Annotated in this window: 22 protein-coding genes and 1 tRNA gene; 1 reads left to right on the top strand and 22 read right to left on the bottom strand. The window is 36.0% G+C overall.

Features of this window, described 5'->3' with window-relative positions:
• Positions 1-420 precede the first annotated feature (420 nt).
• Genes PHP31_05895 through PHP31_05885 form a run of 3 tightly spaced genes read right to left on the bottom strand, consistent with a single transcriptional unit; the run spans position 421 to position 2,990 of the window.
• Entirely contained in the window at positions 421-1,839 is a 1,419-nt protein-coding gene (locus tag PHP31_05895; protein ID MDD3738808.1) for a glycosyltransferase, read from the bottom strand.
• Positions 1,840-1,847: 8 nt separating this feature from the next.
• Positions 1,848-2,198, bottom strand: coding sequence for a HEAT repeat domain-containing protein (locus tag PHP31_05890; GenBank protein MDD3738807.1), 351 nt, complete (start codon positions 2,196-2,198; stop codon positions 1,848-1,850).
• Between the two features lie 24 nt (positions 2,199-2,222).
• Positions 2,223-2,990 (bottom strand): hypothetical protein, encoded by a 768-nt coding sequence (locus PHP31_05885; protein MDD3738806.1) that lies wholly within the window; start codon positions 2,988-2,990, stop codon positions 2,223-2,225.
• A 474-nt stretch (positions 2,991-3,464) separates the two neighbouring features.
• Here PHP31_05885 and PHP31_05880 point away from each other — a divergent pair, with 474 nt between their 5' ends.
• Positions 3,465-5,441 carry an ABC-F family ATP-binding cassette domain-containing protein gene (locus PHP31_05880; GenBank protein MDD3738805.1) on the top strand — a complete coding sequence of 659 codons (1,977 nt, stop codon included), beginning with the start codon at positions 3,465-3,467 and terminating at the stop codon, positions 5,439-5,441.
• 79 nt (positions 5,442-5,520) lie between these two features.
• On the opposite strand, the gene PHP31_05875 is transcribed toward PHP31_05880, so the two are convergent.
• The 19 genes from PHP31_05875 to PHP31_05785 form a co-directional block, all read right to left on the bottom strand.
• Positions 5,521-6,648 (bottom strand): cytochrome d ubiquinol oxidase subunit II, encoded by a 1,128-nt coding sequence (locus PHP31_05875; GenBank protein MDD3738804.1) that lies wholly within the window; start codon positions 6,646-6,648, stop codon positions 5,521-5,523.
• A 32-nt stretch (positions 6,649-6,680) separates the two neighbouring features.
• Positions 6,681-8,237: a cytochrome ubiquinol oxidase subunit I gene (locus tag PHP31_05870; protein ID MDD3738803.1), complete on the bottom strand. Its 1,557-nt coding sequence runs from the start codon at positions 8,235-8,237 to the stop codon at positions 6,681-6,683.
• 35 nt (positions 8,238-8,272) lie between these two features.
• Positions 8,273-8,494 (bottom strand): DUF4492 domain-containing protein, encoded by a 222-nt coding sequence (locus tag PHP31_05865; protein ID MDD3738802.1) that lies wholly within the window; start codon positions 8,492-8,494, stop codon positions 8,273-8,275.
• A gap of 553 nt (positions 8,495-9,047) precedes the next feature.
• Positions 9,048-9,129, bottom strand: a tRNA-Leu gene (locus PHP31_05860).
• 69 nt (positions 9,130-9,198) lie between these two features.
• Positions 9,199-12,120 (bottom strand): glycoside hydrolase family 3 N-terminal domain-containing protein, encoded by a 2,922-nt coding sequence (locus tag PHP31_05855; GenBank protein ID MDD3738801.1) that lies wholly within the window; start codon positions 12,118-12,120, stop codon positions 9,199-9,201.
• Positions 12,121-12,188: 68 nt separating this feature from the next.
• The gene (locus PHP31_05850; protein ID MDD3738800.1) at positions 12,189-12,788 is read right to left on the bottom strand and encodes a non-canonical purine NTP diphosphatase; all 600 of its coding nucleotides are present in this window, start codon (positions 12,786-12,788) and stop codon (positions 12,189-12,191) included.
• The gene (locus PHP31_05845) at positions 12,766-13,239 is read right to left on the bottom strand and encodes a 23S rRNA (pseudouridine(1915)-N(3))-methyltransferase RlmH (GenBank protein ID MDD3738799.1); all 474 of its coding nucleotides are present in this window, start codon (positions 13,237-13,239) and stop codon (positions 12,766-12,768) included. The genes PHP31_05850 and PHP31_05845 overlap by 23 nt, the downstream gene beginning before the upstream one ends.
• Before the next feature lie 17 nt (positions 13,240-13,256).
• A complete protein-coding gene (locus tag PHP31_05840) occupies positions 13,257-13,919 on the bottom strand; it encodes a trimeric intracellular cation channel family protein (GenBank protein ID MDD3738798.1) in 663 nt (220 codons plus the stop codon).
• 292 nt (positions 13,920-14,211) lie between these two features.
• A complete protein-coding gene (locus tag PHP31_05835) occupies positions 14,212-15,849 on the bottom strand; it encodes a hypothetical protein (GenBank protein MDD3738797.1) in 1,638 nt (545 codons plus the stop codon).
• A 77-nt stretch (positions 15,850-15,926) separates the two neighbouring features.
• On the bottom strand, positions 15,927-17,030 hold the full coding sequence (locus PHP31_05830) for an AAA family ATPase (protein MDD3738796.1): 1,104 nt from the start codon (positions 17,028-17,030) through the stop codon (positions 15,927-15,929).
• Positions 17,031-17,347: 317 nt separating this feature from the next.
• Positions 17,348-18,286: a hypothetical protein gene (locus tag PHP31_05825; GenBank protein MDD3738795.1), complete on the bottom strand. Its 939-nt coding sequence runs from the start codon at positions 18,284-18,286 to the stop codon at positions 17,348-17,350.
• Between the two features lie 204 nt (positions 18,287-18,490).
• Positions 18,491-19,276, bottom strand: a complete 786-nt coding sequence (locus PHP31_05820) for a hypothetical protein (protein MDD3738794.1) — start codon at positions 19,274-19,276, stop codon at positions 18,491-18,493.
• Between the two features lie 125 nt (positions 19,277-19,401).
• Complete coding sequence (locus tag PHP31_05815) at positions 19,402-20,115, bottom strand: hypothetical protein (GenBank protein MDD3738793.1); 714 nt, start codon at positions 20,113-20,115, stop codon at positions 19,402-19,404.
• A 110-nt stretch (positions 20,116-20,225) separates the two neighbouring features.
• Entirely contained in the window at positions 20,226-21,170 is a 945-nt protein-coding gene (locus PHP31_05810) for a WYL domain-containing protein (GenBank protein ID MDD3738792.1), read from the bottom strand.
• Between the two features lie 160 nt (positions 21,171-21,330).
• The gene (locus PHP31_05805; GenBank protein MDD3738791.1) at positions 21,331-22,218 is read right to left on the bottom strand and encodes an urea transporter; all 888 of its coding nucleotides are present in this window, start codon (positions 22,216-22,218) and stop codon (positions 21,331-21,333) included.
• Between the two features lie 187 nt (positions 22,219-22,405).
• A complete protein-coding gene (locus PHP31_05800) occupies positions 22,406-22,972 on the bottom strand; it encodes a DUF308 domain-containing protein (protein ID MDD3738790.1) in 567 nt (188 codons plus the stop codon).
• 7 nt (positions 22,973-22,979) lie between these two features.
• On the bottom strand, positions 22,980-24,851 hold the full coding sequence (ftsH, locus tag PHP31_05795) for an ATP-dependent zinc metalloprotease FtsH (protein MDD3738789.1): 1,872 nt from the start codon (positions 24,849-24,851) through the stop codon (positions 22,980-22,982).
• 156 nt (positions 24,852-25,007) lie between these two features.
• A complete protein-coding gene (locus tag PHP31_05790; GenBank protein MDD3738788.1) occupies positions 25,008-25,892 on the bottom strand; it encodes a helix-turn-helix domain-containing protein in 885 nt (294 codons plus the stop codon).
• A gap of 435 nt (positions 25,893-26,327) precedes the next feature.
• Positions 26,328-26,851, bottom strand: a 524-nt coding sequence (locus tag PHP31_05785; GenBank protein MDD3738787.1) for a rubrerythrin family protein, incomplete at its 5' end; no start/stop codon positions are given.

Genomic DNA, 26,851 nt, shown 5'->3' with positions numbered 1-26,851 from the left:
AACTCATTTACGTAGCAGATAGCACTTGAATATCGTTTAGCATCTGTCTCCACGTTAACAAGAATTTGCTTAGCATCAACGTTATCGGGGTTATACTCAAGTGCCTTAACAAGCTCATACCTCGCACGATCTAGCAACTGATGGTAATGGTAATACTTCCCTAGTAGCATCTTAAGGTCTGAATCCCTAGGAAACTGCTTAAGTCCGGCATCGAGGATTTGTTTTCCTTCTTCCCAATTTCCGTTGTTGAAGTTATTGTTAGTCTGAAGTGCGTACTCGTCACTATCGTTGAGTTTTATTTTAACCTGTGCCGAAAGCTCAGCACCAAGCGAAAGGATTAGGAAGAAAGCTAATGTCGCCACCTTAAGGGTGAGTGCATAGCCGATATTTATTTCTTTGTTCATATAAATGAATTTAGGTTTATTGTTTTTTAGAGAATCCTTGCCTTGTCATTGCTCCCCATTTAAAGTTCTTTCGGGTAAAGTACTGTATATATCCTGCCAAACTGAATATTACAACGAAAGGATGGTATAGAAAAGCTTCAAGAGCAGAGAAAAGCATAAGCTTAAAATACTCTTTCAAAGTCTTATATTGTCTCTGCACAGCAAAATCGTATGTAATGGTAATCATAGAAGTGGTGATACCTATAAGATACACAAAGGACATCAGCAACCAAAATGTGTTGAAGTTGACCTGACCGGAATAAAGAAGATATATCAAGAATAAGATTCCCGTAAACTCAACGATAGGAGCCAAAAACTCAAAGATAAAGGCGTAGGGCAATACTAAAAACCCCATCTTACCATACTTCCTTTTGAAAAGGTATCTTCCATGTAAAATAAATATCTGCATAAGACCTCGTCCCCACCTTGTTCTCTGTCTCTTAAGAATTTTAATATTCGGAGGACCCTGTGTCCAGCAGCAAGTCTCCGGAATTTGATCGATTTTGTGTTTCACACCTCTATCGTACATGTACGCACGCATACGGATAGTCATGTCCATATCTTCTGCGTGGGAAAGGGGGTCAAAACCTCCGGTATTAATTACCACTTGAGTATTGAAAAGTCCAAAACCTCCCGAAACGTTAGGGATAGCGTTGACGGTTGACCAACCCATCTTTGCCACTAGGTAAGAACGAAGGTACTCAGTCTCCTGAAAAAGAGGTACAAACTGATTAGGCGGACGTACACGCGTGATGACACCATCTTCTACCTCACACCCATTCACCATACGCATCGTTGCGCCCACGGCAATGACTGGCACATTGGAGTCGAGAACAGGCATAATAACTTTTTTTAGTGTGTTACGCGCAAGAAGGCAGTCTACGTCGGTATTGATGAAGTAGTCATACTGAATAATATTTACCCCAGCGTTCATAGCATCAGCCTTAGTACCTCCATTCTCTTTGTCAACAACTATAAGTTTATCGTATTCGGGATTTACTGACTTGAAAAGACGCCTAACACGACGGCATCTAACTTTATAGGTGTAATGCATACTTACCTCCTGCAACTCGAATCGCTCTATTAGCAATTCCAATGTTCTATCCTTGCTTCCATCGTTAACAACAACAACCTCAAACTTAGGATAGTCGAGATTGAGTAGAGATGTTACGTTATCGATGATAATAACCTCCTCATTGAACGCTGGAGCTACAATTGAAATACCCGGAGCTACCTCTGGAGAATCAGTAAACAACTGCTCTTCTTTGATAGTATAGTTAGTTTTTTTCTTTCTAATGGCTATAAACCCTAATACTGAAAGTGTAAGGTAAGCCGTCGTAATAGCAATTGAATAGACGAATATAGCATACTGATATATATATACAATTACATCCATCTATTAGGCTATTTGTTCGCAGGAGGAAAAACATTATTGTCGTTCACGGCTTGCTTCACCCTATCAGGTAACACTGCTAAGAGTTTGTCGCAATCACCACCGCATTTTTTGATAGCATCTATTATGTTGTTTTCCATATCCCCATTATAGGCATAGGGATATATATCTTTGAGGAAAGAAAGGCTTTCTTTTCTTCCAATCCTACCTACAGCTTTAATAATTTTGTTTTGTATCTGAAGACTTGATGATGCAAACTCAGAGACAAGAAGAGGCAGAGCCGGCTTATACTGAAGAGCTCCCAACGCATCCACTATCTCTCCTCTGATATTCACATTACTGGTCTGAGTAAAAAGCTCCATTAGATAAGGAGCACTTTCCTCCTGTTAAAAGAATCCTACTTCTCTAATAACAAAACATTTGAATTTTTCATTATTGGCTTTTTTAATCCATTGAGTTAACTGAGGTAAACGCCCTTGCCTTTCGTGGATTTTTTTGAGCGATTCATGAAGACGAATCTCATCTAAACGATTCATGTCTTTATCAAAGTCAACTTCTTCCATAAACTGATAAGCATTATCGCTTTCAAACTTCATAAACTCACTACGCGCCAACTTTCGTAATTCCTTGTCTCTATGATGCAATAAGGGAGCCACAACACTAGCACTAAGCTGATTGGTAAGACTCTCTAACTTGCGTAAGGCTTTGGTACTAGATGCTACACCATGAGCCGTAATCCTATCAGCCCAAAACTTTTCTAAGCCAAAATACACCAAAACTGAATTATAATTACCAATATTCAGTTTATTATTTTCAGTCTCAGCTTTCTTTAATGTAATAATAAGATCAGTAATAATTTCTTTGAACCACTTTCTATCTAAGTTGAATTTTATTGTTGGGACTAACTTTTCAGAAATGTCTTCAAAACTAAGATATACGTCTGTATAAAAAATCTCCATCAACTTCTTCCTATACTTCTTATATACCTTACGCGTTCGCCTTTTTCGTAACTTCCTGCTGAAAGCTATAATTTGGAAAGTCAGTAATGCTATAATATACAACGAAATGAGTATAAAAACAGCTAATACAGCAATCCGAATCATAGGAGCGTATCCTGCGAAATGAGATTCTAAATAATAAATTATATATTTCATTGTCTACGTACCGAATATATCTACCTGTCCAACTTAAAAAAAACTATTCACTTTAATTTGCAAAAGTAAGCATTTGTTTTGGCTAACAAAACAATTCCGAAATAATTTTACTAATGACTTATACCCTATAATGAATTGTAATTAAAAAATACTCTTGTTTATTTTATCCCAACCCATTATTCAGCAATGGATTAAGCGTTTTTACTATTAATTTATTGAAGCCAAAACTACTCCTTTTTGACTTGATTTTTAAGTTAAATTTTATTGTCCCATTTTGAGACTTTTGCAAAATAATTATAAATATTTATTTGAAAATCAGTGTAAATATAAAATATTAAATATAAATGATAGTTGTTGATGAATACTTTTAGCCATTAGCTGTTAGCCGTTAGCTGTTGGCTGTTGGCTGAATATAGCTAAAAGCCAAAGGCTAATGGCTAAAAGCTCCGAAACTCGTAACACAACAAAGATTATTTGACACCGCCTACTCTTTTTCTGATTATTATTTCAAAAAACAATACCTTTGCACAAAATATAACACAAGAGTTGAATTACATTCAGGTTGAAAATATTTCAAAATCGTTTGGTTTTACAACACTTTTCAGTGATGTAAGTTTCGGTATTTTTAAAGGTGATAAAGTTGCTTTGATAGCCAAAAACGGTACAGGAAAAAGTACCATTTTGAACATTATTGCCAAAAAAACATCGCCGGATACGGGAAGTGTCAGCATGCGAAATGGACTAAAAGTCAACTATTTGGAGCAGGCACAAAACTTCAATCAAGATTTAAGCATAACCGAGAATTTATACCTTACCAAGAATGAGCAAACATTAGCATTAAAGAATTACAAATCAGCTTTAAAAGCATATAATTTAGATGCAAATGCTGAAAATACGGAGAATTTGCAACATGCTACCAATAAAATGGATGCGGTAGGTGCATGGGAATACGAAATTCAGCTTACAACACGACTTGGCGAATTTGGGATATACGATTTAGACCAAAAAATGAAAGAACTTTCGGGTGGGCAACAGAAAAAAGTGTCGGTTGCATTGGCAACAATAGGAAATCCCGATTTTTTACTCTTAGACGAACCTACCAACCATCTTGATTTTGAAATGATTGAATGGTTGGAAGATTATTTAAACAGATCGACATTAAGCCTTTTGGTAGTTACCCACGACAGATATTTTTTGAATAATGTGTGTAACACTATTTTTGAAATCGACAACAACCAACTATACACATACAAAGGCAATTACTCTTACTATCTTGAGAAAAAAGCCGAACGAGAAGCTAACGACCAAATTGCATACGAAAAATCGCTTAGCATGTACAAATCGGAATTGGAATGGATTAGAAAAATGCCAAAAGCAAGAGGAACCAAATCTAAATCCAGAATTGATTCTTTCGCTCAACTTGAAGACAAAATCAGCTATAAAAAAACCGATAACGAGTTGATTATAGAATCGACTCAGCAATATCTCGGAAAAAAAATTCTTGAAATTAATAATGTAAGCAAAAGCTTTGATAATAAACTGATTATCAACGATTTTTCTTATATTTTCAAACGAAATGAAAAAATCGGTGTTATTGGTCTGAACGGTTGCGGTAAAAGTACTTTGCTTAATATTATTGCAGGAAAAATAAAGCCCGATAAAGGCAACATAACTGTAGGACAAACCGTAGTTATGGGATATTATACACAGTCGTTTTTAGAAGCCGACAAAAACCTAAAAGTAGAAGATATTGTTAAATCAGTTGCTGAAGAGATTAAAATCAACGATAGGACTTTTTCGGCTTCGCAGTTTTTGTATCGCTTTAATTTCAGTTATGCTATGCAGCAGGCATTTTACAGCAATTTGAGCGGTGGCGAAAAACGAAGGCTTAATTTGCTATTGCAAATTATTAAAAACCCAAACTTCTTGATGTTAGACGAACCCACCAACGATTTGGACATTTATACCTTGCAAATTTTAGAAGATTACCTGATAAATTTTAAAGGTTGCCTTTTGATTGTTTCGCACGACAGATTTATGCTTGATAGAGTTTGCGATCATATTTTTGTTTTTAGCGAAAACGGAAACATAAAAGATCATTACGGAAACTACACCCAGTACTATATTGCAAAGACAAAAGAAGAAAAAAGACAAAGACGTTTAAGCTCGGAAACGGAAAACAAGAAAACAGAAGCTACAGTTAGTACTCCTAAAGTCAGAAAACCAACATACAAGCAATTAAAACGCCTTGAAGAGTTGGAAGAACTATTGCATAAATTGGAAACAGATAAAGACGAAATTACCAACAAACTTAGTAGCGGTAATTTAAGCAATGAAGAAATAATTGAGTTTAGCAAACAATTTGAAGAAACTGAAAATCAACTAAACGAAGCCTACAATGAGTGGATTGAGCTAAGTGACGAGATTCAGAAGTTAGAAATTAGAAGTTAGAAGTTCTGAGTTCTGAGTTCTGAGTTCTGAGTTCTGAGTTCCGACTCTCCAAACTCAATACTCAGAACTCGAAACTAACCTAAATATGAAAGTTCATCTTCTTCCACACGTATGAAATATACGCCAAAACAAATGGTATAAACAATGATACTACACTCATTGTTTTTAGCGTGAATAAGCTAGACGATGAATTGGCTATTGTTAGTGATGAATTCGGATCGCTTAGCGAAGGATAATACGCCGAACCGTTGAAACCGGCTGTTAGTAATACTATTAATACTACAAAGACCGTTCCTGCACCTGCAAACCAAAAGCCTCTACGATTTGTTTTGCTGAAAGCACCCAAAACAAAGCCGTACAATACGCCAACTACTCCTACCAACAAAATCACAATCATCCACCAATTTGCCAAAAGCGTGTTCAGATATTTATATTCCTCAATCACAACAGTATGGTCGGGTTGACCTGTCCATCCATCTTTCAATAATAGTCGAACAAGATAAGGCAAAAAGAAAATCAGAAATGCAACAGCATTTATAAGTACATGTTTGCGAGCCCTACTCTCTATCTCTTCATTGCGTATGGTGTTGATAAAGTACAAAGCTCCGAGTGCTCGAACAAGAAAGAATATAGCCAAACCTAAGACTACATTCCAGAGATGAAACCCACCGGGTAGCGTACTTCCCCAAATAGCTTCCAAGCCGTGCCATTTAGTGCTCCACTGTGAAATGATAGGATTGTTGATGTCGGTAATATTACATCTGTTTACTGTAAATTCTGCTCCAAAAAAGAAGGTAGATACCGCTGCTCCTATGAGTATTGGAGCCAACAAGCCGTTGGTAAAAAGAAATGCCTTGTAAGTATTTTTACCAAGCAAATTGCCTTTTTTGTGGATAAACTCGAAAGAAACAGCTTGTATAACGAAACTTAAGAGTATCAGAATCCATACCCAATAAGCTCCGCCAAAACTTGTAGAGTAAAACAGCGGAAAAGATGCGAAAAATGCACCACCAAAGGTAACCAAGGTAGTAAAAGTAAGCTCCCATTTTTTACCCAAAGCATCAAGCATAAGCTTTAGTTCATCGTCTGTTTTACCTAATCTGTATATGAGTGATTGTCCGCCCTGAACAAACATTAAAAACACTAATAATGCACCTAAGAGCGAAATTAAAAACCACCAATAATGTTGAAAAAATCCGTAATCCATATTATTATTCTATTTTTATAGTTATACAAAAATTAATAGCCCTTGCTTTCGTCAACAGCTTCGGGTCCTTTTCTGATAGTGTTTATCATAATACCTATATCGGCAATGAGAAAGATTGTAAATATTCCAAGGAATATGAAAAATGTTGTCTTTACGTTGGCAACAGGAATGTTTGACACCGAGTGAGACAAAGGTAACACATCTTGAATACTCCATGGCTGACGACCTACTTCGGCAACAATCCAACCCGATTGCGAAGTTATGTAAGCCAATGGTATTGAAATTACCCCAAGCCACAGTAGCCATTTTACCTTTTGCAAAGTGCCTTTTTTATTCAAATACCACACAATTGCAAAAAATGCTATAAAAAACAAACCAAGCGCTACCATTATATGGAATGTGTAAAAGGTGAGAGCCACAGGCGGAATGGTTTCTTCGGGACTGTTGAAAAATCCGTAACCGAAGTATTTTATATTTTCGTCTAAAACAGCCTTATTGATAATTTTGGCTTCTTCATCGTTGTCTTTCATTGCTTGGCGATAATTGCGGAGAGCCTGCTGAGCTAATTTGCCCTGTGCTGCTTTCTCCTCGTATGATGGATATACAGTTCCGTCTGAAAGTGTGTAGCCGTCAATAATATCTTGGATTCCGGGCACAAACGAATTAAAATCGTCGAAGGACATGAAAGATAAAAATCCGGGTATTGGAACATCTACCTTAAATACAAACGGGTCTTTACCGTCGTTGTACACCTTATCGGACTTAAGAACGCCGAAACCCACTATGTCGGCTTTGTTTTTGCCGTTATATAAGCCTTCCATTGCAGCTAGTTTCATAGGTTGATGTCTTGCTACTTTTTGTCCTGAATAGTGTCCTGTAAGCGCTGTCAGAACTGTAGCAGTCAGACCGACAATGGCAGCAATTTTTATTGAACGTATGCTAAAGTCGATATGCTTTTTTTTGAGCAAGTACCAACTGCTAAGACCTACTACAAATGCGGAACCAAGCACCCAGCACGAAAGTACGGTGTGCAAAAATTTGTTTACTGCCACAGGCGAGAATGCCACAGCAATAAAATCGTTCATTTCGTTGCGTGCGGTTTCGGGATTAAAGTGCATACCTACAGGATACTGCATCCATGAGTTGGCAACAAGTATCCACCATGCCGACAGCGTGGCTCCAAAAACGGCAATCCAAGTTGATGCAAGGTGAAACTTCTTGCTGACCCTGTCCCAACCGAAAAATACAACGGCAAAGAAAGTCGCTTCAATAAAGAAAGCCACAATACCTTCAATAGCAAGCGGAGCACCAAAGATATCGCCTACAAAGTAAGAGTAATTGCTCCAATTGGTGCCGAATTCAAATTCCAAAATCAAACCGGTAGCAATACCAACGGCAAAGTTTATCGCAAATAATTTTTGCCAAAACCTTGTTGTAGATTTCCATTTTTCATCACCGGTTTTGTAGTAGTAGGTTGAGTAAATACACATAAGTAATCCCAACCCTAATGTAAGCGGAACAAATACCCAGTGGTACATAGCTGTAAGAGCAAATTGCGCTCTCGACCAATCAATTAATGATACATCCATAAGTTAAGAGTTTTAATTTTTGTGGTAAATAGATGCTAATCCTGAGTGAGCTTATCAATGACGTATTCTGCCTTTTCTTGTTCTGTAGAAGCAACCGAATTTAAGAAGTTTGGAAAGAAAAACACCTTGAGTATGGCAAACATTATAAATAATTTAACCAAGATGATTACCCACAACAACCTAGACGTCTTCGACATGTTCTTAAATCCATCGACATACATCATGAAAAAGTCTTTTACAGTCCTGATTTTAGCCATAATTAGCACCTATTTTTCACTAATTTTGAGTAAACTAATTTTGCCTGTAAAAGTATATTTTTTATTTAATTAATTACAAAAAAATATATATTTTTTTGCATATGTTAAAATAAATGATAATTAGGGACAGGTATTTTATATTGTAAGTGGCTATTGGCTGTTAGCTGTTAGCTGTTAGCTATTAGCCGTTAGCTATTGGCTGTTGGCTATTAGCACGCGCTCACACGATTTTACAAATAGTGTGTAGCAAATTTTAGCTTTATTAGTTTCAATCTTTTTATGTTCTTTTGTGTTATTTCGTTCGTATTGATTTTAAAGAAACTCAATGCTCTCGAACCGTTTGTACGGTTCTCGGGTGATACAAAAGAACCAAAAAGTCAAGGCTGAAATTAGAAGTTAAAAGCCTTTAGCTGTTGGCTGTTAACCTTTGGCTGGCTTAAGCCAATGGCTAAGAGCCAAAAGCTAATAGCCCATAATTGTTAATTGCACATTGCAAATGGCTAATAGCTAAGCACAAAAAAAGAGTACTGCTTCAGCAATACTCTTTTTTTTGTGCGGATGAAGGGACTCGAACCCCCACGTCTCTCGACACTAGATCCTAAGTCTAGCGCGGCTACCAATTACGCCACATCCGCTAATTGAGTTTGCAAAGGTAATTCTTTTTTATTATCTGCAAAAAAATATTTCACTTTTTTATTACAAAATTATTTGAATGCTTTATAAAGTTCGTCTTGTATTTTCGACCTTATGCCCATAGATACCAACTTATTGGGTGAAGGATAGGGATTAACCCTATTTGAAAGAAAAACCACAAGCAGATTATTTTCAGGGTCAGCCCAAGTAATTGTACCTGTAAAGCCAGTATGACCGAAACTATCGATACTCGCAAATTCCGATGCAGGTCCCGCCGATTTTGCAGGAATTTGTCGCATATCGAAACCTAAGCCTCTCCTATTCTTTTTGTAATACCTTGTTGTAAACTGCTTGACAGTAATAGGATTGATAAATTGCACTCCGTTATATTCGCCATCTTGCAAAAGCATTTGCATAACAACGGCAACATCAGAAGCATTTGAAAACAAGCCGGCATGCCCGGAAACTCCGCCCAATAAGGCAGCTGTCGGGTCGTGGACGGTTCCGCAAATCACCTGTTTTCGCATTATTGTGTCATTTTCGGTAGGTACTATTTCAGATTTTTTTCGAGTTTGGGAAGGCAAAAATGTTGTGTGTTTTAATTCTAAGGGCTCGTAAAAGTTTTCAGCCATATATTCTTCAAAAGGCTGATTGGTCTTGAGTTCAATAAATTCTTTAAGTAAAATCATTCCCAAATCGCTGTACAGATATTCCTTTTTTTTGAGCTCGCTATTTAATATGCTGTCGAAAATCATTTGTTTGATATTTTTGGAAACGAACATATTTTCTGCAACTTTTACAGGAAATTCTTCCGAATACCGAGTTTTTACGACAGTTGTGTCAATTTTTCCATCGATTAAAACCAAGTAAGAAAAATTTATCCAAGCCGGTAAGCCCGAATTGTGAGACAATATCTGCTTAAAGGTAATGTCCTCAAGATTGGTGTCTTTCAAAAAATCCAACTTCGACGATAGTTTATCATTCAATTTATATGCTCCTTGGTCGTAGAGTTTCATCATAGCAAGCGTTGTAGCCATTATTTTGGTAATACTCGCAATATCGTACAAATGATTATTATCGACCTTAATGTTATTTACGTAATCGGTTGTGCCATACGACTTGTTTATCAGCATCTCGCCATCTTTAACTACACATAATTGACATCCCGGAAATGCTTTTTCGCTAATGCCGTTGTAAATTATATTTTCAATGTTGTTTTTAACCTTGTTAAACTTGATGATATTATCAGACTTTTTGCGTAAAACAGTCTTAATGCCTGTCCCTTCGGGGAAATCATCGTTGATGCTGACAGGTAAAACTCCTTTGAAAACTTTTTCGCCAAAAATCAGATTTGCCAATTCCGAACGGACGTGTACATTGTTTTCGTATGTAACTATAATTGCTTTAAACAAATCGGTTTTGTTAAACGCACTAACAGCGTAAGGCAAGCCCAAGACAGTCAGCACAGTATTGTGTTTGCCTGCAATTTGCTCAACAAAATTTACAAGTTCGGAAGATATGCCGTAATTGTTTTTCACGCTAAACTGGCTTCCCTCAACATTGATAATAACAACATCGGCATCGGATATTTTGTCTAATATTTTCTTTTTGTTGCTATTTATTTCAGAAGGCTTAACTGTAATATGCTTGGATTTGAGATTTCTCGGTATATTCGACGAAAATCCTGAAAAACTGTCCCTGCTAAAAGAAATTGTATATATCCTAGATGTGTCTGCGTTTTGCACGGGAACAATATCATCTGAATTTTTAATTAGACTTATAGATTGAGAATATATCAGCTCGTTAACATCGGCAAAATGATTGGCATTAAGGGTATTAACGACATTTTTGCCCAATTTGTAAGTTGTTTCATTTATAAGCAAATGATACTTAAAGCTAAGCACTTTTTTACAACTTTCTTCTACTCGCGACATAGGCAACTCGCCTGATTTGACTGCCTTTTCAATGGTTCTAACAGCCAATTTGACATCAACAGGTAAAAGCAAAACATCATTGCCGGCTTTAATAGCCATAAATTCTAACTTTCCGGGTTCAACGTAATCGGTAACGGCTTTCATTTCCAATCCGTCGGTAAAAATAATTCCTTTAAAACCTAGTTTTTCTTTCAGAATGTCGGTAACAATTGCCTCCGACAAGGTTGCAGGTACAGGTTTTTCGTCAATGGCAGGCAGGTAAATATGCGAAATCATAACGCCTTTAATTCCGTTGTCTATAAGCGGTTTATAAGGATAAATATCATCGTTTAGAATTGTGTTCAAATCGTGGTTTACGACAGGTAATTCGTAATGCGAATCGGTTTCGGTATCGCCATGACCAGGGAAATGCTTTGCTACACTCATAATGCCGTTTTCCTGCAAAATTTTTGTCATTATTTCTGCTTGCTTGGTTACTCTGTGCTTGTTTTCGCCAAAGGCTCTGACGTTAATAACAGGATTTTGCGGATTGCTGTTTAAATCGACCACCGGCGAAAAACTCACATTAACGCCCAATACGTTTAATTGCTGTGCTATCGCCCTACTCCACTCTGCGACTGCTGTGCTGTCTTCAACGGCTCCTACGCTCATTTGTTTAGGGAACGAAATCAAACTATTCAACCTCATTGATGCTCCCCACTCTGCATCCATTGCTACCATTAATGGCAATGATGATGATTTTTTCAGAACCTGAGTCAGCTCGTACTGCTGCTGCGGATGTCCTTTGAAAAAACAAACTCCTCCAACCGAATTTTCACTGATTTTTTCTTTCAATGCAGCTACTTCCTTTTGCGATATGCCGGAACTTGTCCTAAGCATCATCAACTGACCTATTTTTTGTTTTAAGTTTAGTGTGTTGTAAACCGAATCGACCCACGCTTGTTCGCCTTGAAGTATAGGAGCTACGACTTTTTGCGAATAAGTACTTGTGTGTCCGAAAAATAGGAATAATATTATCGAACAAAAAACGAGTTTTATATTGAAATTAGCTGACATCATTTTTCTGCAAAGTTATAATATAAAAGAAAATATTGGCTTGTTTGAATTTTAAGGATTGTACATACTTATTATAATTTTTGCAAAAACTCGACTAAGTGCTTAACGGCTAGAGCTCTATGGCTTATAGTGTTTTTTTCTTTTGCATCCATTTGAGCAAATGTTTTGTCGTAGCCCTTAGGAACAAAAACAGGGTCGTAGCCAAAGCCGTTGTTACCGCGTGGCTCTCTTATAATTGTTCCTTCAATAATTCCGTTGAAATAATAAGGTTTTCCGTCTAAAAACAAGACTATCACCGTTTTAAATCTCGCCGAACGGTTATCAGCATCTTGCATATTATGCAAAAGCTTTTGAACATTAGCTTTGGCATCGCAGCTATCGCCGGCATAACGAGCAGAATGTACGCCGGGTGCTCCGTTCAAAAAATCGACTTCCAAACCTGTATCATCGGCTATACAGTCGATTGCATATTTTTTGTAAACAAATTCCGCTTTTATAAATGCGTTTTCCTCCAATGTTGTCCCCGATTCCTGAATTTCGGTATCGCAGCCCAAATCGTAGAGATTTAAAATTTTATAGTCAGGCAAAATTGCCTGTAACTCTGCGTGTTTGTTCTTGTTGTGAGTTGAAAACACTAATTTTTTAATATCATTCATTATGGTAAGGTTCATTATTTATAATGGTAAAGGCTCTGTATATCTGCTCCGACAGCATAAGCCTGATGAACTGATGCGTGTAAGTCATTTTGGAAAAAGATATTATTGCATCAGCTCTATCTTCAACGGTTTTGTCAACTCCATAGGCTCCGCCAACGATAAATACCAAGTTCTTAACGCTAATTTGCATCTTGTGTGCAATAAATTTTGAAAACTCAATAGAAGTATATCCTTTGCCTCGTTCGGAAAGCAAAACCACGTACGACTGTGGCGGTATTTTTTTGAGTATCTCGTTGGCTTCTTTTTGCTTTATAAGGTTTACATCTGTGCTTTTGCTTTTTTTTACGTCAGGTATGACGATACAGGAATTTTGAATATAGTTTGAAATTCTGTTGCAATACATATCAAACCCATTGATTATAAATGGTTCGGTGGTTTTACCGACTAATATGAATGTAATTTGCATATCTTTTTTGGTGATTTTTATTCGTCGGGAAAATGATGTTTTACTGTCGGCAATTGAATTTTAAGCCAAACAACAACAAGTCTGATAAGTATTACGGTTAATGCCGTAATAGTGCTTGTTAATGCACTGGCGACCCCTAACTTGTAGCATAACATAAACACAAGACCGCCAATGATACAGGCTGATGCGTATATATCGCGACGCAAGATAAGCGGCACTTCATTAATTAAAACATCTCTGATTAATCCACCAACCGAGCCGGTAATCATACCCATAATTATGGCAACCCAAAACGGATAACCGACAGCTAAGGTTTTTTCAATTCCTACCACCGTAAATAAGCCAAGACCAATGGCGTCGAATAAAAATAAGGTTTTGTTAAGTCTGAAAATAAGATTTTTGAGAAAAATAAATGATAGCAAAGCCACAGCCGTAACTATCAAGTACGAACTGTTTAACATCCAAAATGGGGTTACTTGCAGCAACAAGTCGCGAGTTGTACCACCACCAATTGCAGTAACTAATCCGACTACATAAGCACCAAACCAATCGAATTTTTTTTCGGAAGCTAATCGTATTCCGCTTAATGCAAATGCAAATGTACCTGCGTGGTCTAGCAATACGACAAAGTTTTCTCTGATATAATCTAGTAGCGATATGCCAAATATTAATTCAAACATAGTTTATAAATTTTTTGTTTGTGAATTTTGATTTGACAAAAGTAGGAAAAATTAGAAATTAGAAGTAGAAGCCTTTGGCTTTTAGCTGTTAGCCATTGGCCATTTTGTGATTGGTGGTCAGTGATGGGTGATGGGTGATGGGTGATGGGTGATGAGTGATGAGTGATGGGTGTTCTGAGTTTTGATTAAGGATTAAGGAGTTTTTATTTTTGGTACTCGGAACTCTCCCGAAACTTCGGGACAGAACTCGAAACTAACCCGCAACACGTAACACGAATATGCTAAAAGCTACTTAACCAAAATAAGATAAAATTTGTTGTTCTATTTTTTTATATTCTTCATCGACCATAGCATGCCACATATCAGAATAAACAAGCGAACCTATTGGGATATAATTGATATATTTTTTATAAAATTCTATATTGAAAAAATCTTCCTGTAAGTTACTATTGTTAACAATACCAGACCAATTCCATCTATCAACAAATTTATCTATAAGTTTTACGTCGGAAATTGCAAATGATAATTCATTCCAATCCCAATAATCTTGAAAATGAGTGAGCATTTCTTCTGTATGTAGTACATCAGCGTTATAACGAGAATGTACGGTAAATATCTCCCAATCAATTTTATCTTTATACTTTTCGAGCATTGTCTTAGTCCACGGAATATTTATATTGTTTGATATTTCAGTCCAATCTACTTCATCTTCATACTTTTCTAACAATTCTTCCGTCCATTCATAATCCGACGATAGACTTTCTCTTATTTCAGCTTCCCTCAGAACGTAAATAAGTCTCAATTTATCATTCTTTCCTTTCTTAACTTTAAAGGTCAATTTGTCGTTCATTTTTTCAATTTCGTCAGAAACTACATTTGACCACAAACGAGAGCTTGTTAAAGACGATATCGGAATGTAATCGACATACTTTTCTAAAAATTTCTTATTGAAAAATTTGCTTTTAAGCCACACGTTATCAATTATTTCACTCCAGACCCAACAATCAACAAACCTATCTATTAGCTTGACATCAGAAATACAACCTGATACTTTGTTCCAATCCCAATTATCCTTAAATAGCTTAAGGTTTTCCTCTGTATATAGTTTCTTTGCATTATGCGGATATTCACGCTTAGATAAATGACTCCAATAAATCTTATGCTTGAACTTTTCCAACATTGTCGCAGTCCACCCCAAGTCATCGTTTTGTGAAACCATTTCCCAATCAACTTTATCTTCATATTCTTCAAGTAGTTCTTCTGTCCATTGAAAACTCTTGGAAATCCTTTCCCATGCCTCCTTTTTAACCGTCTCCCTAATTGTAGTAAAAATATAATCCGAATCTTCCTTTATTTTTTTTCCATTCTTACGTTTACTTTTCTTAATTTTAAGAATCAATTTGTCTTCAATTTTATCAATTTCATCATCAACTAAATATTCCCACAACGTGGAATTCATTATAGACGAAACCGGAATATAATCGATATATTTTTCTAAAAATTCGGCATTTAACAAACCGTATTCAATATTAAGATTGTTAATTATTTTATCCCAATCCCACCTGTCAATAAACTTATCTATTAGTTCAATGTCAGTGATACTGTCGGATAATTCATTCCAATCCCAATAATCTTGAAATTGTCTAAGATTTTCCTCTGTGTACAGTTTTTTGGCTTTATCAATTTCTGCATAAGAGTAATTAGATAAATGATACCAAGAAACTTTATCCTTAAACTTTTCGAGCATCGATGTAGTCCAAGTTATATCGCTGTTTAATGAAATTAAACTCCAATCGACTTTATCTTCATATTTTTCTAGAAGCTCTTCCGTCCATTGAAATTCCATAGAAATTTTATTCCAAGCATCACTTTTAATTTCTTTCTCTATTGTAGCAAAAATAATATCCGAATCTTTCTTTTCTGTTGTCATAATTTATAATTCTTAAAGTACTTAATGAATCTGTGCGGAATTAATTTTATAGTAGAAGCAATAATAAATATTGGAAATTAATTATTTTTATTATAACCCATGGATTTTTTAATTTTCGGAGCATACGAATCTTCGTCCTGATTGTATATATCGGTCAAAGTCATTGGTTTTTCTATTTTACTGTTGAAGCCGAGTTTGTTTGACAAAGCTTGTGCTTTTGATGCTTCAAGCTCTTTAAATTCGTATTTTGCAATTAATCTTCCTTTGCGAATCAAAGCCTTATCAAGCTCCGATAAATCTGTATTGAACGAACAGATTACTTGAATATTCAAACAGTCGGAAAGTAATCCATCTGTCAGGTTTAGCAATGCAGATACAGCCGACGAACCTGTTTGATTTCTGTCTATCAGGATGTTTTCCGCATCTTCGACCACGAAAACACTGTTTTTATTTTCCATAAGCAATTCTATAAGCCCCGGATCGGTGATAGATGCTGCCATATTGGGTGGTAAAAAAATAACATCTTTGCGAAGCTGACATATCAAATAACGCAAATAATATGTTTTTCCAGTTCCGGGCTTTCCGTGCAAAAGCACCAAACCTTTATCATTATCTTTTTGCAAACGGTTTATTATGGTTTTATGAACAGGTTGAAAATCATCGTTGTAGTTATCTTTTATGGTCAACTTTGGATGTTTAATTTTCATTTTTTTTGTAGATAGAGAGCCAAAAGAATTGTGGATTAAACTAATCCTCGGTATATGAGTTTTTTCATTTTTAAAATCGGAGATTTCTTGCACCAATTTGTTAACTTTCTCGTATGGCGTAACTCTGTAATAAACCAAAGGTTTTTCATCATATTTATTTGATAAATTGATGAGTGTATCTTCGTACAACCAAACAACCACATTTGCGATTTCTTCCCCCTTTTTGTCTGTAATAAATATCTCTTTTATTTCATCGCTGTAGTGAGAAATAATGTGATTGCAAGCTTTTTCAAAATTGGTTTTTTTACCGAACTCAATACAATTAGGAAACATATTAAACCAATATAAAAACAAGTTATAAGGTTCAACATCACCATAATTGCTGGCTATTTTGAGCAAATCCGTTTTTTTTGTATCAATCTGACTTGCTTTTTGTGCCGATATTTGAGCAATTTTTTCAATTAAACTTTTCATAGTTTTATACTTTTATTAAAATGTAACGCAAAGCATTTACCTGTAATTCCTTGTGTAAGATTTAGTTTTAATTTGGCAAAAGTAAGAAAAACGCAGGAAAAATTAGAAGCCTTTGGCTTTTAGCTTTTAGCCGCTAGCTTTTTTGTGATTGGTGGTCAGTGATGGGTGATGGGTGATGGGTGATGGGTGATGAGTGTTCTGAGTTTTGATTAAGGATTAAGGAGTTTTTATTTTTGGTACTCGGAACTCTCCCGAAACTTCGGGACAGAACTCGAAACTAACCCGAACCACGCAACCCGCAACACGCAACACGCAACTCACTTAGCAACCTTATCTCCCCTTAAATGTTGTATGGCTTTGGAATCAAATACCGGTGCAGTGATTTGTGATTGTGAAAGTTTTCTAATTTCATTAGCTTTAAGAGATGAAACCGACAAGAATGAACCTACATTTCGATTAAGTTCAAAACTTGGTTTTGCATAGTGTGTGGTTACATAGCTAAGGATGTTGAAACAGTTGAAATATGAGAGTCCTGATGATAGAAATTTTTTGAGCTCTTTTGAAGTCTTTTTCAAATCGAGATTGGCTTTTTCTAAATAATGATGATAGACTTTGTCAAGTGGAAAATAATCTAATGGATTTTCGACTGAAGAGACTTTAGCCATTTCCTCTAAGTCTGTAACCGATGCGAGACGGTCGTTGCCGAAAACTTGGTTTAGAAACTCAACTGGTGACGCTGGTCTGAGCGACTTTAAATAGTTAACTGGTGGCATTGCACTAAATGTTTTTTTATAACTTGAGTGCGAAACTGTGGCTCCATTCATGCAAGCCAATCTGAGAAGTGCGACATTTACAAGTAAACCGCCTTGTAAGGGACGTTCAACATTGCCTTTGTAACGCCAGTGATCTATGTCTAAAATTTTAAACTCTTCGGTGTCAATCCTTGATAAAATTTCGGCTGCATGTAGGAACTCCTCATCGCTTACAAACTCTTTTTTTGGATGTACAATGGCTCTTACTTGATATTCATCATCGTCTAAAACTGCTGTAATATCAGGAAGAGTCTTTAAAATTGGTTCTAAAAACTGAACTTTTGAACGTTCTTGAAAACCGTAAAGAGCGCTTGGCACCCTGTAATGACTCGAAAGGTCTGATAAAGCCGAATCGGAAACAGGATGTTCATCAAGGTGCACGGCAATGCTGCCATCTTTACGGACAACCATAAATTTGTCCGAATTAAATCTTTTAACTTTCATAACTTGTAATACATTAAATTGAACTAGTTTTAAATATATTGCAAAGTTATGTATAGGTTGTGCCAAATACTTGCACTTGTAAGTTAAATTTAATTTGAATTTTTGCAGACCTAAGTAAACAACAAAAAAACAGGACTGATTGTAAGTCAGTCCTGAATGAAGTTAAAAGGTGGATAAATTAAATTTGATTAAATGAACCTATCGTTACTTTCTGGAAGATTTTCTAAAATTGGGGTATTTTTCTAAAAATTCTTTGTAAGCACTCATCATCCGTGTGTACATTTCTTCAATTTTTATTCCAAAATAACTAGGGTGATAAGAGTTTATCACAACCTTATTTTCTTTCTTGCTGTAATAAATCCAATTGTTATTATCACTAATCTTTTCAATATCAGGGTAGATATATTGTTTTACAAAATTTTTGATGCTATTGCTTCCTCCTCCACAAACAATAATATCCGGATTTAAAATTTCTATTTCTTTTCTGGTAAAATCAGCATATAATTGCATGTGTTCTGATAACTCACCTGCATCTGTTTTACTCCCACCTGATTCTTTCTTACAATTAACTATTGCGTACGGCTCAGTGTCAAATACTGGAAAAACATCTTCCCAAAAATCTATTTTTCCAAATTCAGGAGCATTATTATTTTCTTTAAATGAAATTAGTCCAAATAGCCAATATGCTATATTTTTGTAGTGTCTTGAAATACTACCATAATTAGCTCCTGGGAAAAACTCACGTGTATCTTGATCCGGATTTTTATTTGGCTCTTTAAGTAGAAAAAGAATCCGTTTTTCTGCATTCAACCACATGGAATTTTCATCCCCTAAACCTTTACCATAATAAGTTTTTTTTCCATCTTCTGTTTTCCAACTTTTACCTCTGTACATTAACCCGTCATAACAAAAACCGGTATGTCCATTCTTTTCAAATTCTTTCTTCCATTCTTCAAATAGAGCATCTAATTTTTCGTTGTATTTTGCCATAGTTATATAAATTTAAGTTGTTATGCCTACTCTGTACGGTTTTCAGCTACCCCGATATGTTTTTTTAATTATAACCTTCAAAGTTACTAATTATTTAAAATTAAATAACATAGTTTTCAATGTTTTTATTCGCCTTCCACATTAATTTCGTCACAAATTCTTTCAATATCGGAATAGTAACGAATATTTATCTCTTTTTGTAAGCTGCAAATTTCCAACATATCTTGAAAACTAAGGCAGCTTTTACGATAAAGTAAATAAAAAGCATAGCCAATGTGGCAATCTCGTGCCTCGTCGAATACTTTGGCGGCTTGTTGCGTGTTATGAGATAAAATTTTGTCGGCGTAGTTATTATGAAAGTTGAAAATTGGAAACATGTTTAATTGCTCTATTCCTTCGCCGGAAGAAATACTGAACGAGAGCAAATTATCATTTATAGTTGTAATAGCACAATCGATAAATGGTTCGCCGCCTTGTATTATAACCTTACCGCTTATTGTGAAATTGCTCCAATTTAATTGTTGCACTCGGCTGTACAAGTCTTCGGTCTCCTTTTTTAAATCACGACAATAATCTGCCAACTTGTTATTAAGCTCAATTATTGCCGGAATAGTATCTTGGTTGAAGACAAATATTTCGTTCAGCTTTCGTTTTCTGCGTCGCATAATAATTTCGTACAACTCTTCGCTAACTTCGTCGCTCCAACCGAAATTTGCCATTGTTTCCAATTCTTCTACCGAATAAGAGTCTAATTCATCGAAAGTAAATCCGTAAACACCACAGTTCAGATAGTCGATGAATTTTTGATAGTCATTTTGTAATGCTTCTTTGCTTTTCATTGAAGTTCACTTTTATCTGTTATAATTACAGTTTGTTTTGTAATTGTTTTCTTGTCTCTTTATCTTTTTTAGCACCTTCTTTATCGCCAATTTTTTCTTTCGACACGGCTCTACAATTTTGTATTATACATTTCGCTCATTTCCCGCACCTTATTGGCAAATTCTTCTCGCAACCATTTGGGTTTTATTACCTCTACGTTTTCGGCGTGCATAAACAACTCCTGAATAAAATCGTAGGTCGGACGAATAGTGTATTGAAACGTTGCGTAGTCGCCGTTTTCCTCTACTAAAGTTTGCGAATGATGCAAAGGAAGTGATTCGAAATACTTACGCTGATTGTCGAACACTTTTATTTCTACGGTTTCTGTTTCTTCGCCGGAATTAACAATAACTCCAAAACTGTCGTAGAAAAAACTTTCGGGAGAAAAATCGGCGGGATAATTAAATTGAAGTTTGGTGATTTCCAACTCGTGTATGCGGTCAAGCGAGTAAATACGCAGCTCGTCGTATTTCGGACTTCTAGCCAAAACGTACCAACGTTGTTTGAAAACCTTTAAGCAATACGGCTCAATGGTAAAGGTGCTTGGCTCATCGCGACCAAAGCTCTGATAAGTTATTTCAACCGTCAGGTTATCTCTTATCGATTCGAGCAAAGGAGAAAGGTATTGATGCCCCGAAGGAATTTTTTCAAACAAAATTCTATCTTTTAAAGCCCTACTCTCGTTGAGCAAATTACCCACCGAAAACGCATTCAACATCCACGAACGCAAGTTGCCTCTGCGAATATCATCTTGATTTTCAATGTAATAATAATATCCGGCTCCTCTATCGCAGGCAATGTTTATATCGAACATTTCTTCGATAGCTGCTCTGTGGTGGTGAAAAGTGCGCAACGGCAAATCATCGCCCGAATAGTTTAAATTGGAACGCGTCCATTTCTCGTTTATTTCCTCAAAGGTAATTCTACCTGCACGCTGAATGGTTTCTGCCAACCAAACATAACGATTGAAAAGCACCGAAGTATTTTCTTTGCTGTTTTTTCTTTTCTGACTCATTTTGCTGTGTTTTATATTTGATATTGCAAAATTACAGAAAAGATGTGCCAAATACTGACACAAGTAAGGTGGTTTTTAAAACTTTTTAGTTATTCCCTTGATTTTAAAGTGATTGAAAGAAAATAAAGTTGTGTTTTACACAAGAAATTCAAACAAATAATCACTTCAACGATGGTTGAACTTTATTCTTAATAAAAAGAGTTATCCAAGTTGCTAAGACGAACGGGAACGTTAGCTGCGTTAAGTGAAATTTCATCATCAATATGCTGATGCATAAAGAAAGAACTACCGAAAGCAAGACCCAAATGCCATCTCTGACTTGATTTCCGGCGAAAACTATTGCACATAAAACTGCGTTGAAGCCGTATAGTCCAAGGTTTATATCGTCTATTGGTGCGGCAAAGCCGAATGCAATAATATCGGAGACAATTGCTCCGGCTAGTCCGTACAGTGCTGCTATTGGTGAACTAATAAATACAGCCAAGAAAAACAATATTCCCGACACTAATTTGTTTTGAAAAATTACTTGTCCGAAGCCCCTAAAACCATCGGAGAATGAGTCGCTTATATGAGCGATAGTTGGCATTGGTACAGCTAATATTTCTGTATAAAAATTTCTACAAATTAACAGTATAACCCAAGTTACCACGACAAACGGGAAAGTGAACGCAGGAAAATTTCGTTTAATAAAAAAGTGTTGCAACATTGCTGCCAACACCGAACCCACAACAACGATAATCCAGGACCAAAACACAGGTTTTAAAAATAGCATTACCGCTACTCCTACCAATGCAGCGCTAAATCCGTAAAGTCCTTTGTTTATTTCGGTTTTGTCGTATTTTAGAAGATAAGCTGTGCTTGTCCCGCATATAACTGATAGAAGTGCAGACAATCCCATAACAGGCGAACCGTAAAAAATACCTATAAGAAATAGTAAACCTGTAATCCGGTTTTCTTGAAGCATTATTTGTCCGAATCCTTTAAGAGTAACGGTGATAATGGATACGGATTTAGCGAATAAAGTGTTGTTACTGATTTTTTGGGGCATGTTTAAAAAGTGTAATTGTTATCGTTGACGCTTTTTTAATGGATGTCTAAATTTTTAGTCGTACATTACTATTTGTTTTAATTTAAAACATCGCAAAAGTATAACAATTACAACCACATAACAAAAAAAACAGCTAACACTCCTATTGAGCATTAACTGTTTTCCAATATAAAAACAGAATTAATCTTTATTCCTCTCTCATCATTTTGTTGAGTTTTCGCAGTTTAAAGGAATAGTAGATAGTGTAAGCTCCCAAGACAATAAATGCTAGTGCTGTCCAAACAACTACGTTAATGCTTGTAAAAACCGGATTACACAATAAAATAAATGAAAAAATCAAACCTAACACTGCAATCAGCATAAGCGTACCCCAATCTAAAATGCCGTATTGTTTCATTTCGTACGCCGAAACCATGCCTGATACAGAGCGGAAAAGCAAAGTAAATCCTACATAAAATGACAAAGTAAGCATTGACACAGCGGGATTAAGCAGTAAGAGTACACCGACTATGATGCTCAATATACCTAAAGCTAATGCCCAGCCCCAGTTATAGTACTTATTGCCTAAAACGAAACCAATTTCAGTAATTCCTCCGACAATAAATCCCAGAGCAAATACAATGGACAAAGCCGTATAAGCACTTAACGGAGTGGCTATTGTCCAAATCCCCAAAATTACGAATACTATTCCAACAATGAGCAACAAATACCATCGTTTAATAGCTTTTTCTGTTTTCTTAAATAAATATTCCATGTTTATATTATTTATTATTACCCTTTAAAATATTCATAAACTCCTCTCCCGTAATAGTCTCTTTTTTAATAAGATATTCCGCTAATTCGTGCATTTTGGCTTCATTTTCAATAATAATGTTTTTTGCCTTTTCGTGAGCTTTTTTCACAATCGAAAGCACAACATCATCGACACGAGCGGCTGTTTTTGCAGAACAACTCAAAGATGTATCGTTGCTCAAGTATGGATTGTTTACCGTTTCCAAAGCTACCATACCAAACTCATCGCTCATTCCGTAGCGGGTAACCATAGCACGAGCAAGTTTGGTGGCTTGTTCTATATCGTTGGATGCACCTGTAGTTATTCTACCAAAAATTACTTCTTCGGCGGCACGTCCACCTGTAAATGTGGTTATCCTGTTTTCCAAATCTTCTTTGCTGTACAGGTTGCGTTCGCTTTCATCTACCTGCATTACGTAGCCAAGAGCTCCGGATGTGCGGGGAATAATAGTGATTTTATGCACCGGAGCCGAGTGCGACTGCATTGCAGCAACCATAGCATGACCGATTTCATGATAAGCTATAACGCGTTTCTCATCGTCGGAAATAACCTTTCCTTTTCGTTTTGCTCCGGCAATAACGGTTTCTATACTCTCTTCCAAATCGCTAGTTGTTACGCTATTGCTGTTATTTCTAACGGCTCTCAAAGCTCCTTCATTAACGATGTTTGCTATCTCTGCACCCGATGCTCCTGACGTCGCACGAGCAATCAAGTCTAAATCTATTTCTTCGTGTTTTACTTTTTTAAGATGCACTTGCAAAATAGCTTTTCGGCCTTCTAAATCAGGAAGTTCCATCTGAACTCGGCGGTCGAACCTACCGGGACGAAGCAAAGCTTTGTCTAAACTTTCGGGACGATTAGTAGCTGCAAGAATAACAACCCCTTTTCGTCCGTCGAAACCGTCCATTTCTGTAAGCAATTGGTTTAGCGTTTGTTCACGTTCGTCGTTGCTTGCCATTCCGTCACGTCTTTTGCCAATAGCATCAATTTCATCTATAAAAATAATACAAGGTGCTTTTTTGTTTGCCTGACTGAACAAATCGCGTACTTTGGCAGCACCCATACCTACAAACATTTGGACAAATTCGGAGCCGGAAAGAACAAAGAAAGGCACTTTGGCTTCGCCTGCAACAGCTCTAGCTATAAGGGTTTTACCTGTTCCCGGAGGACCAACTAACAACACTCCTTTGGGAAGTGCAGCGCCTATTTTGCTGTATTTCTTGGGATTATGCAAAAAGTCGATTATTTCAGTTAACGACTCTTTGGCTTCTTCCTGTCCTGCAACATCGGCAAAGGTGGTTTTCACTTCGTCTTCGGCATAAATTTTCTCTTTGTCTTTTCCAAAACTCATATAATTACCGCCAAACCTTCCACCCATCGATTTCATTGCATTTCTCCAAATAAAGAAGAAAATTACTCCAGGCAATACCCAATAAAGCAAAAAGCTTAATATTGGCGAGTTTTCGCGAGGAATGGTTTCGTTAAATTCAATTTTTCCGTTTTCGTTAGGACTATCTGCCAACAAAAGTCTATCAACTAAATTGGCATCATTCATTTTGCCTGTCTGAAAAACAAGGTCTTTGCTATCGTCTTTCTTAACAATCGTATCGCTTGAAGCGGTAAAATAAATTTTATTCCCGTCGATGTTTACTTGCTTTATTAAACCCGAATCGACTTTGTTTAAAAAAGTACTGTACGTTGTGTGAATAATTTTGGGCTTAAATAAGTAAGGGAACACTAACGAGTTGAGTATCAGCAACAATGCGACAGTCCACAAAAAACTACTCCAATTAATACCTGGTTTTTTGGGAGAATTATTGTCAACATTTTTTTTATCCATTTCTGAAAAAATTTTTGATGGTTAAGTGATTTATCCCGTATTATCACGTAATAAGGCTAAAGTATTGAATAATACAGACTTCGATTTACAAAATTAACAAACATAGAGTTTATTTCGTTGCCTGAAATTCACATGTAGTTGACCAAAATTCACCTTTTAAAGTTGTTGTCTAAATTGAGATGGGGATATTCCGACTTGCTTTTTAAAGAACTTACTAAACGATGAAGTTTCGGAAAATCCCAACTTATCGGAAATCTGGCTGATAGTGAGGCTGTTATCGGCTAGCAACAATTTGGCATCGTCAGTTATTTTTTCATTAATAAAAATACCTGGTGATTTTCCCGTAGTATTTTTAATGGTTTTAATCAAGTGTTTTGGAGAGATGTTTAACAGATTAGCAAAAAAAGCAGTTTTATCGCTTACTCTTAAAGGTTGGCGTAGTAGATTAAAAAAAGCATCGGTAATTTCTTCATTTCTTGTTGAACGATTTTCAACTTTTTTGCTTTTTAAAAAGATTTCGGCTACTTCGCAAATAAAAACCAAAAACAAATTGCGCAACGTTTCCAATTGAAACACAGATTGTTTGGTTTCTTTTTTTCTATAAATTAATTTATAAATATCTATAAGATTTTTCTGTTGTTCTCTACTAATATTAGTGATTGTGTACTGGTGCTTGGAAATTTGACGGAAAGGCTTTACTAGTTGAGCATTTACAATGTTTTTAGCTAAAAAATTACGTGCAACAAACAAAAGAAAACCTTTATATTGCCTTTTTGAGCGAATAATATGCACAATCGACGTAGGATGTGCGATCAGTAAAGTTGATGCCGTAAGATTATAATCTACTTCGTTGATGCTTATGTCGATATCGCCGTCGGCGCACAGCAAAATACCAACGTACTCTTTCATGTCGGTAATGGCATCATTGATAATGGGAAGTTCGCCATGACAGAAAAAATAATCTTTCTCCTGCCATTCGTAACCGAGACTTATTATGGCTTCTCGTAGAGTATAATATGAATCACTCGATTTATTTGTCATTTTTTTAACAATAGAAATGTTTTACAAATGTAAGACTTTTTTACATATATCTTACCTTCTTTTGTGTTATTTCGTTTCGTATTATTTTTAAAAGTACTCAATACTCTGCGGTAACACAAAAGAACCAAAAAAACAATAAAATTTTACTCAATTAAAAGTCTTTTCTTTTGTTTCGTTTTCTTTGGACAAGCAAAGAAAATGAAAAAAACAAAATTGAAACCTAAAGGGTTATTGATTAAAACAAATGTTCAAAAAGCAAACAACTCAATTAACATCTGTTATTATAAACTGAACTCAAAGTAAACAAAAAACCGCAAAACAAATTAATGTTTTACGGTTTTAAATTTGACAAAACAAAATTCTTGTCGTACTTATAGTACAACTAATTTAAGTGTGATATTTTCGATATAAAATCTTACGATTTTTACCAAACTACTAGTAATATTTGTCGTTCTTTGGCTCGAAGTATGCTTGAGAATGTAAGCATGCAGGGCAAAGTTCCGGTGCATTTTTGCCTTTGTGTACATATCCGCAATTGCGACATTGCCATTCAATTGCTTCGTCACGCGAGAATACGTTTTCTTCTTCAACGCGCTTCAACAGTTTCAGATAGCGTTCTTCGTGAATAGCTTCGGCTTTTGCTATCATTCTGTACATTGTAGCAATTTCCTTAAAACCTTCTTTTTCGGCAACATCGGCGAAGTGCGGATACAATTCTGTCCATTCTTCGTTTTCGCCCTCAGCTGCGGCTTTCAAGTTTTCGGCTGTTGTTCCGATAACTCCTGCAGGAAAAGTCGATGTAATTTCAAGCATTCCACCTTCTAAATATTTAAACATGCGTTTTGCGTGTTCTTTTTCTTGCTCGGCAGTTTCCATAAATATGGCTGCAATTTGCTTGTAGCCTTCTTTATCAGCTTCTTTAGCATAGTAGGTGTAAAGCATTCTTGCTTGCGATTCGC

This window comes from Lentimicrobiaceae bacterium (assembly GCA_028697555.1).
Classification (GTDB): Bacteria; Bacteroidota; Bacteroidia; order Bacteroidales; family UBA4417; genus UBA4417.
This window is presented reverse-complemented; position numbering and strand designations above follow the sequence as displayed.

What these genes read in the sequence shown, in the direction of transcription:
- PHP31_05895 (MDD3738808.1), bottom strand. Translation starts at nt 1,839, where the DNA reads ATGGATGTAATTGTATATATATATCAGTATGCTATATTCGTCTATTCA.
- PHP31_05890 (MDD3738807.1), bottom strand. Translation starts at nt 2,198, where the DNA reads ATGGAGCTTTTTACTCAGACCAGTAATGTGAATATCAGAGGAGAGATA.
- PHP31_05885 (MDD3738806.1), bottom strand. Translation starts at nt 2,990, where the DNA reads ATGAAATATATAATTTATTATTTAGAATCTCATTTCGCAGGATACGCT.
- PHP31_05875 (MDD3738804.1), bottom strand. Translation starts at nt 6,648, where the DNA reads ATGGATTACGGATTTTTTCAACATTATTGGTGGTTTTTAATTTCGCTC.
- PHP31_05870 (MDD3738803.1), bottom strand. Translation starts at nt 8,237, where the DNA reads ATGGATGTATCATTAATTGATTGGTCGAGAGCGCAATTTGCTCTTACA.
- PHP31_05865 (MDD3738802.1), bottom strand. Translation starts at nt 8,494, where the DNA reads ATGGCTAAAATCAGGACTGTAAAAGACTTTTTCATGATGTATGTCGAT.
- PHP31_05855 (MDD3738801.1), bottom strand. Translation starts at nt 12,120, where the DNA reads ATGATGTCAGCTAATTTCAATATAAAACTCGTTTTTTGTTCGATAATA.
- PHP31_05850 (MDD3738800.1), bottom strand. Translation starts at nt 12,788, where the DNA reads ATGAACCTTACCATAATGAATGATATTAAAAAATTAGTGTTTTCAACT.
- PHP31_05845 (MDD3738799.1), bottom strand. Translation starts at nt 13,239, where the DNA reads ATGCAAATTACATTCATATTAGTCGGTAAAACCACCGAACCATTTATA.
- PHP31_05840 (MDD3738798.1), bottom strand. Translation starts at nt 13,919, where the DNA reads ATGTTTGAATTAATATTTGGCATATCGCTACTAGATTATATCAGAGAA.
- PHP31_05835 (MDD3738797.1), bottom strand. Translation starts at nt 15,849, where the DNA reads ATGACAACAGAAAAGAAAGATTCGGATATTATTTTTGCTACAATAGAG.
- PHP31_05830 (MDD3738796.1), bottom strand. Translation starts at nt 17,030, where the DNA reads ATGAAAAGTTTAATTGAAAAAATTGCTCAAATATCGGCACAAAAAGCA.
- PHP31_05825 (MDD3738795.1), bottom strand. Translation starts at nt 18,286, where the DNA reads ATGAAAGTTAAAAGATTTAATTCGGACAAATTTATGGTTGTCCGTAAA.
- PHP31_05820 (MDD3738794.1), bottom strand. Translation starts at nt 19,276, where the DNA reads ATGGCAAAATACAACGAAAAATTAGATGCTCTATTTGAAGAATGGAAG.
- PHP31_05815 (MDD3738793.1), bottom strand. Translation starts at nt 20,115, where the DNA reads ATGAAAAGCAAAGAAGCATTACAAAATGACTATCAAAAATTCATCGAC.
- PHP31_05810 (MDD3738792.1), bottom strand. Translation starts at nt 21,170, where the DNA reads ATGAGTCAGAAAAGAAAAAACAGCAAAGAAAATACTTCGGTGCTTTTC.
- PHP31_05805 (MDD3738791.1), bottom strand. Translation starts at nt 22,218, where the DNA reads ATGCCCCAAAAAATCAGTAACAACACTTTATTCGCTAAATCCGTATCC.
- PHP31_05800 (MDD3738790.1), bottom strand. Translation starts at nt 22,972, where the DNA reads ATGGAATATTTATTTAAGAAAACAGAAAAAGCTATTAAACGATGGTAT.
- ftsH (MDD3738789.1), bottom strand. Translation starts at nt 24,851, where the DNA reads ATGGATAAAAAAAATGTTGACAATAATTCTCCCAAAAAACCAGGTATT.
- PHP31_05790 (MDD3738788.1), bottom strand. Translation starts at nt 25,892, where the DNA reads ATGACAAATAAATCGAGTGATTCATATTATACTCTACGAGAAGCCATA.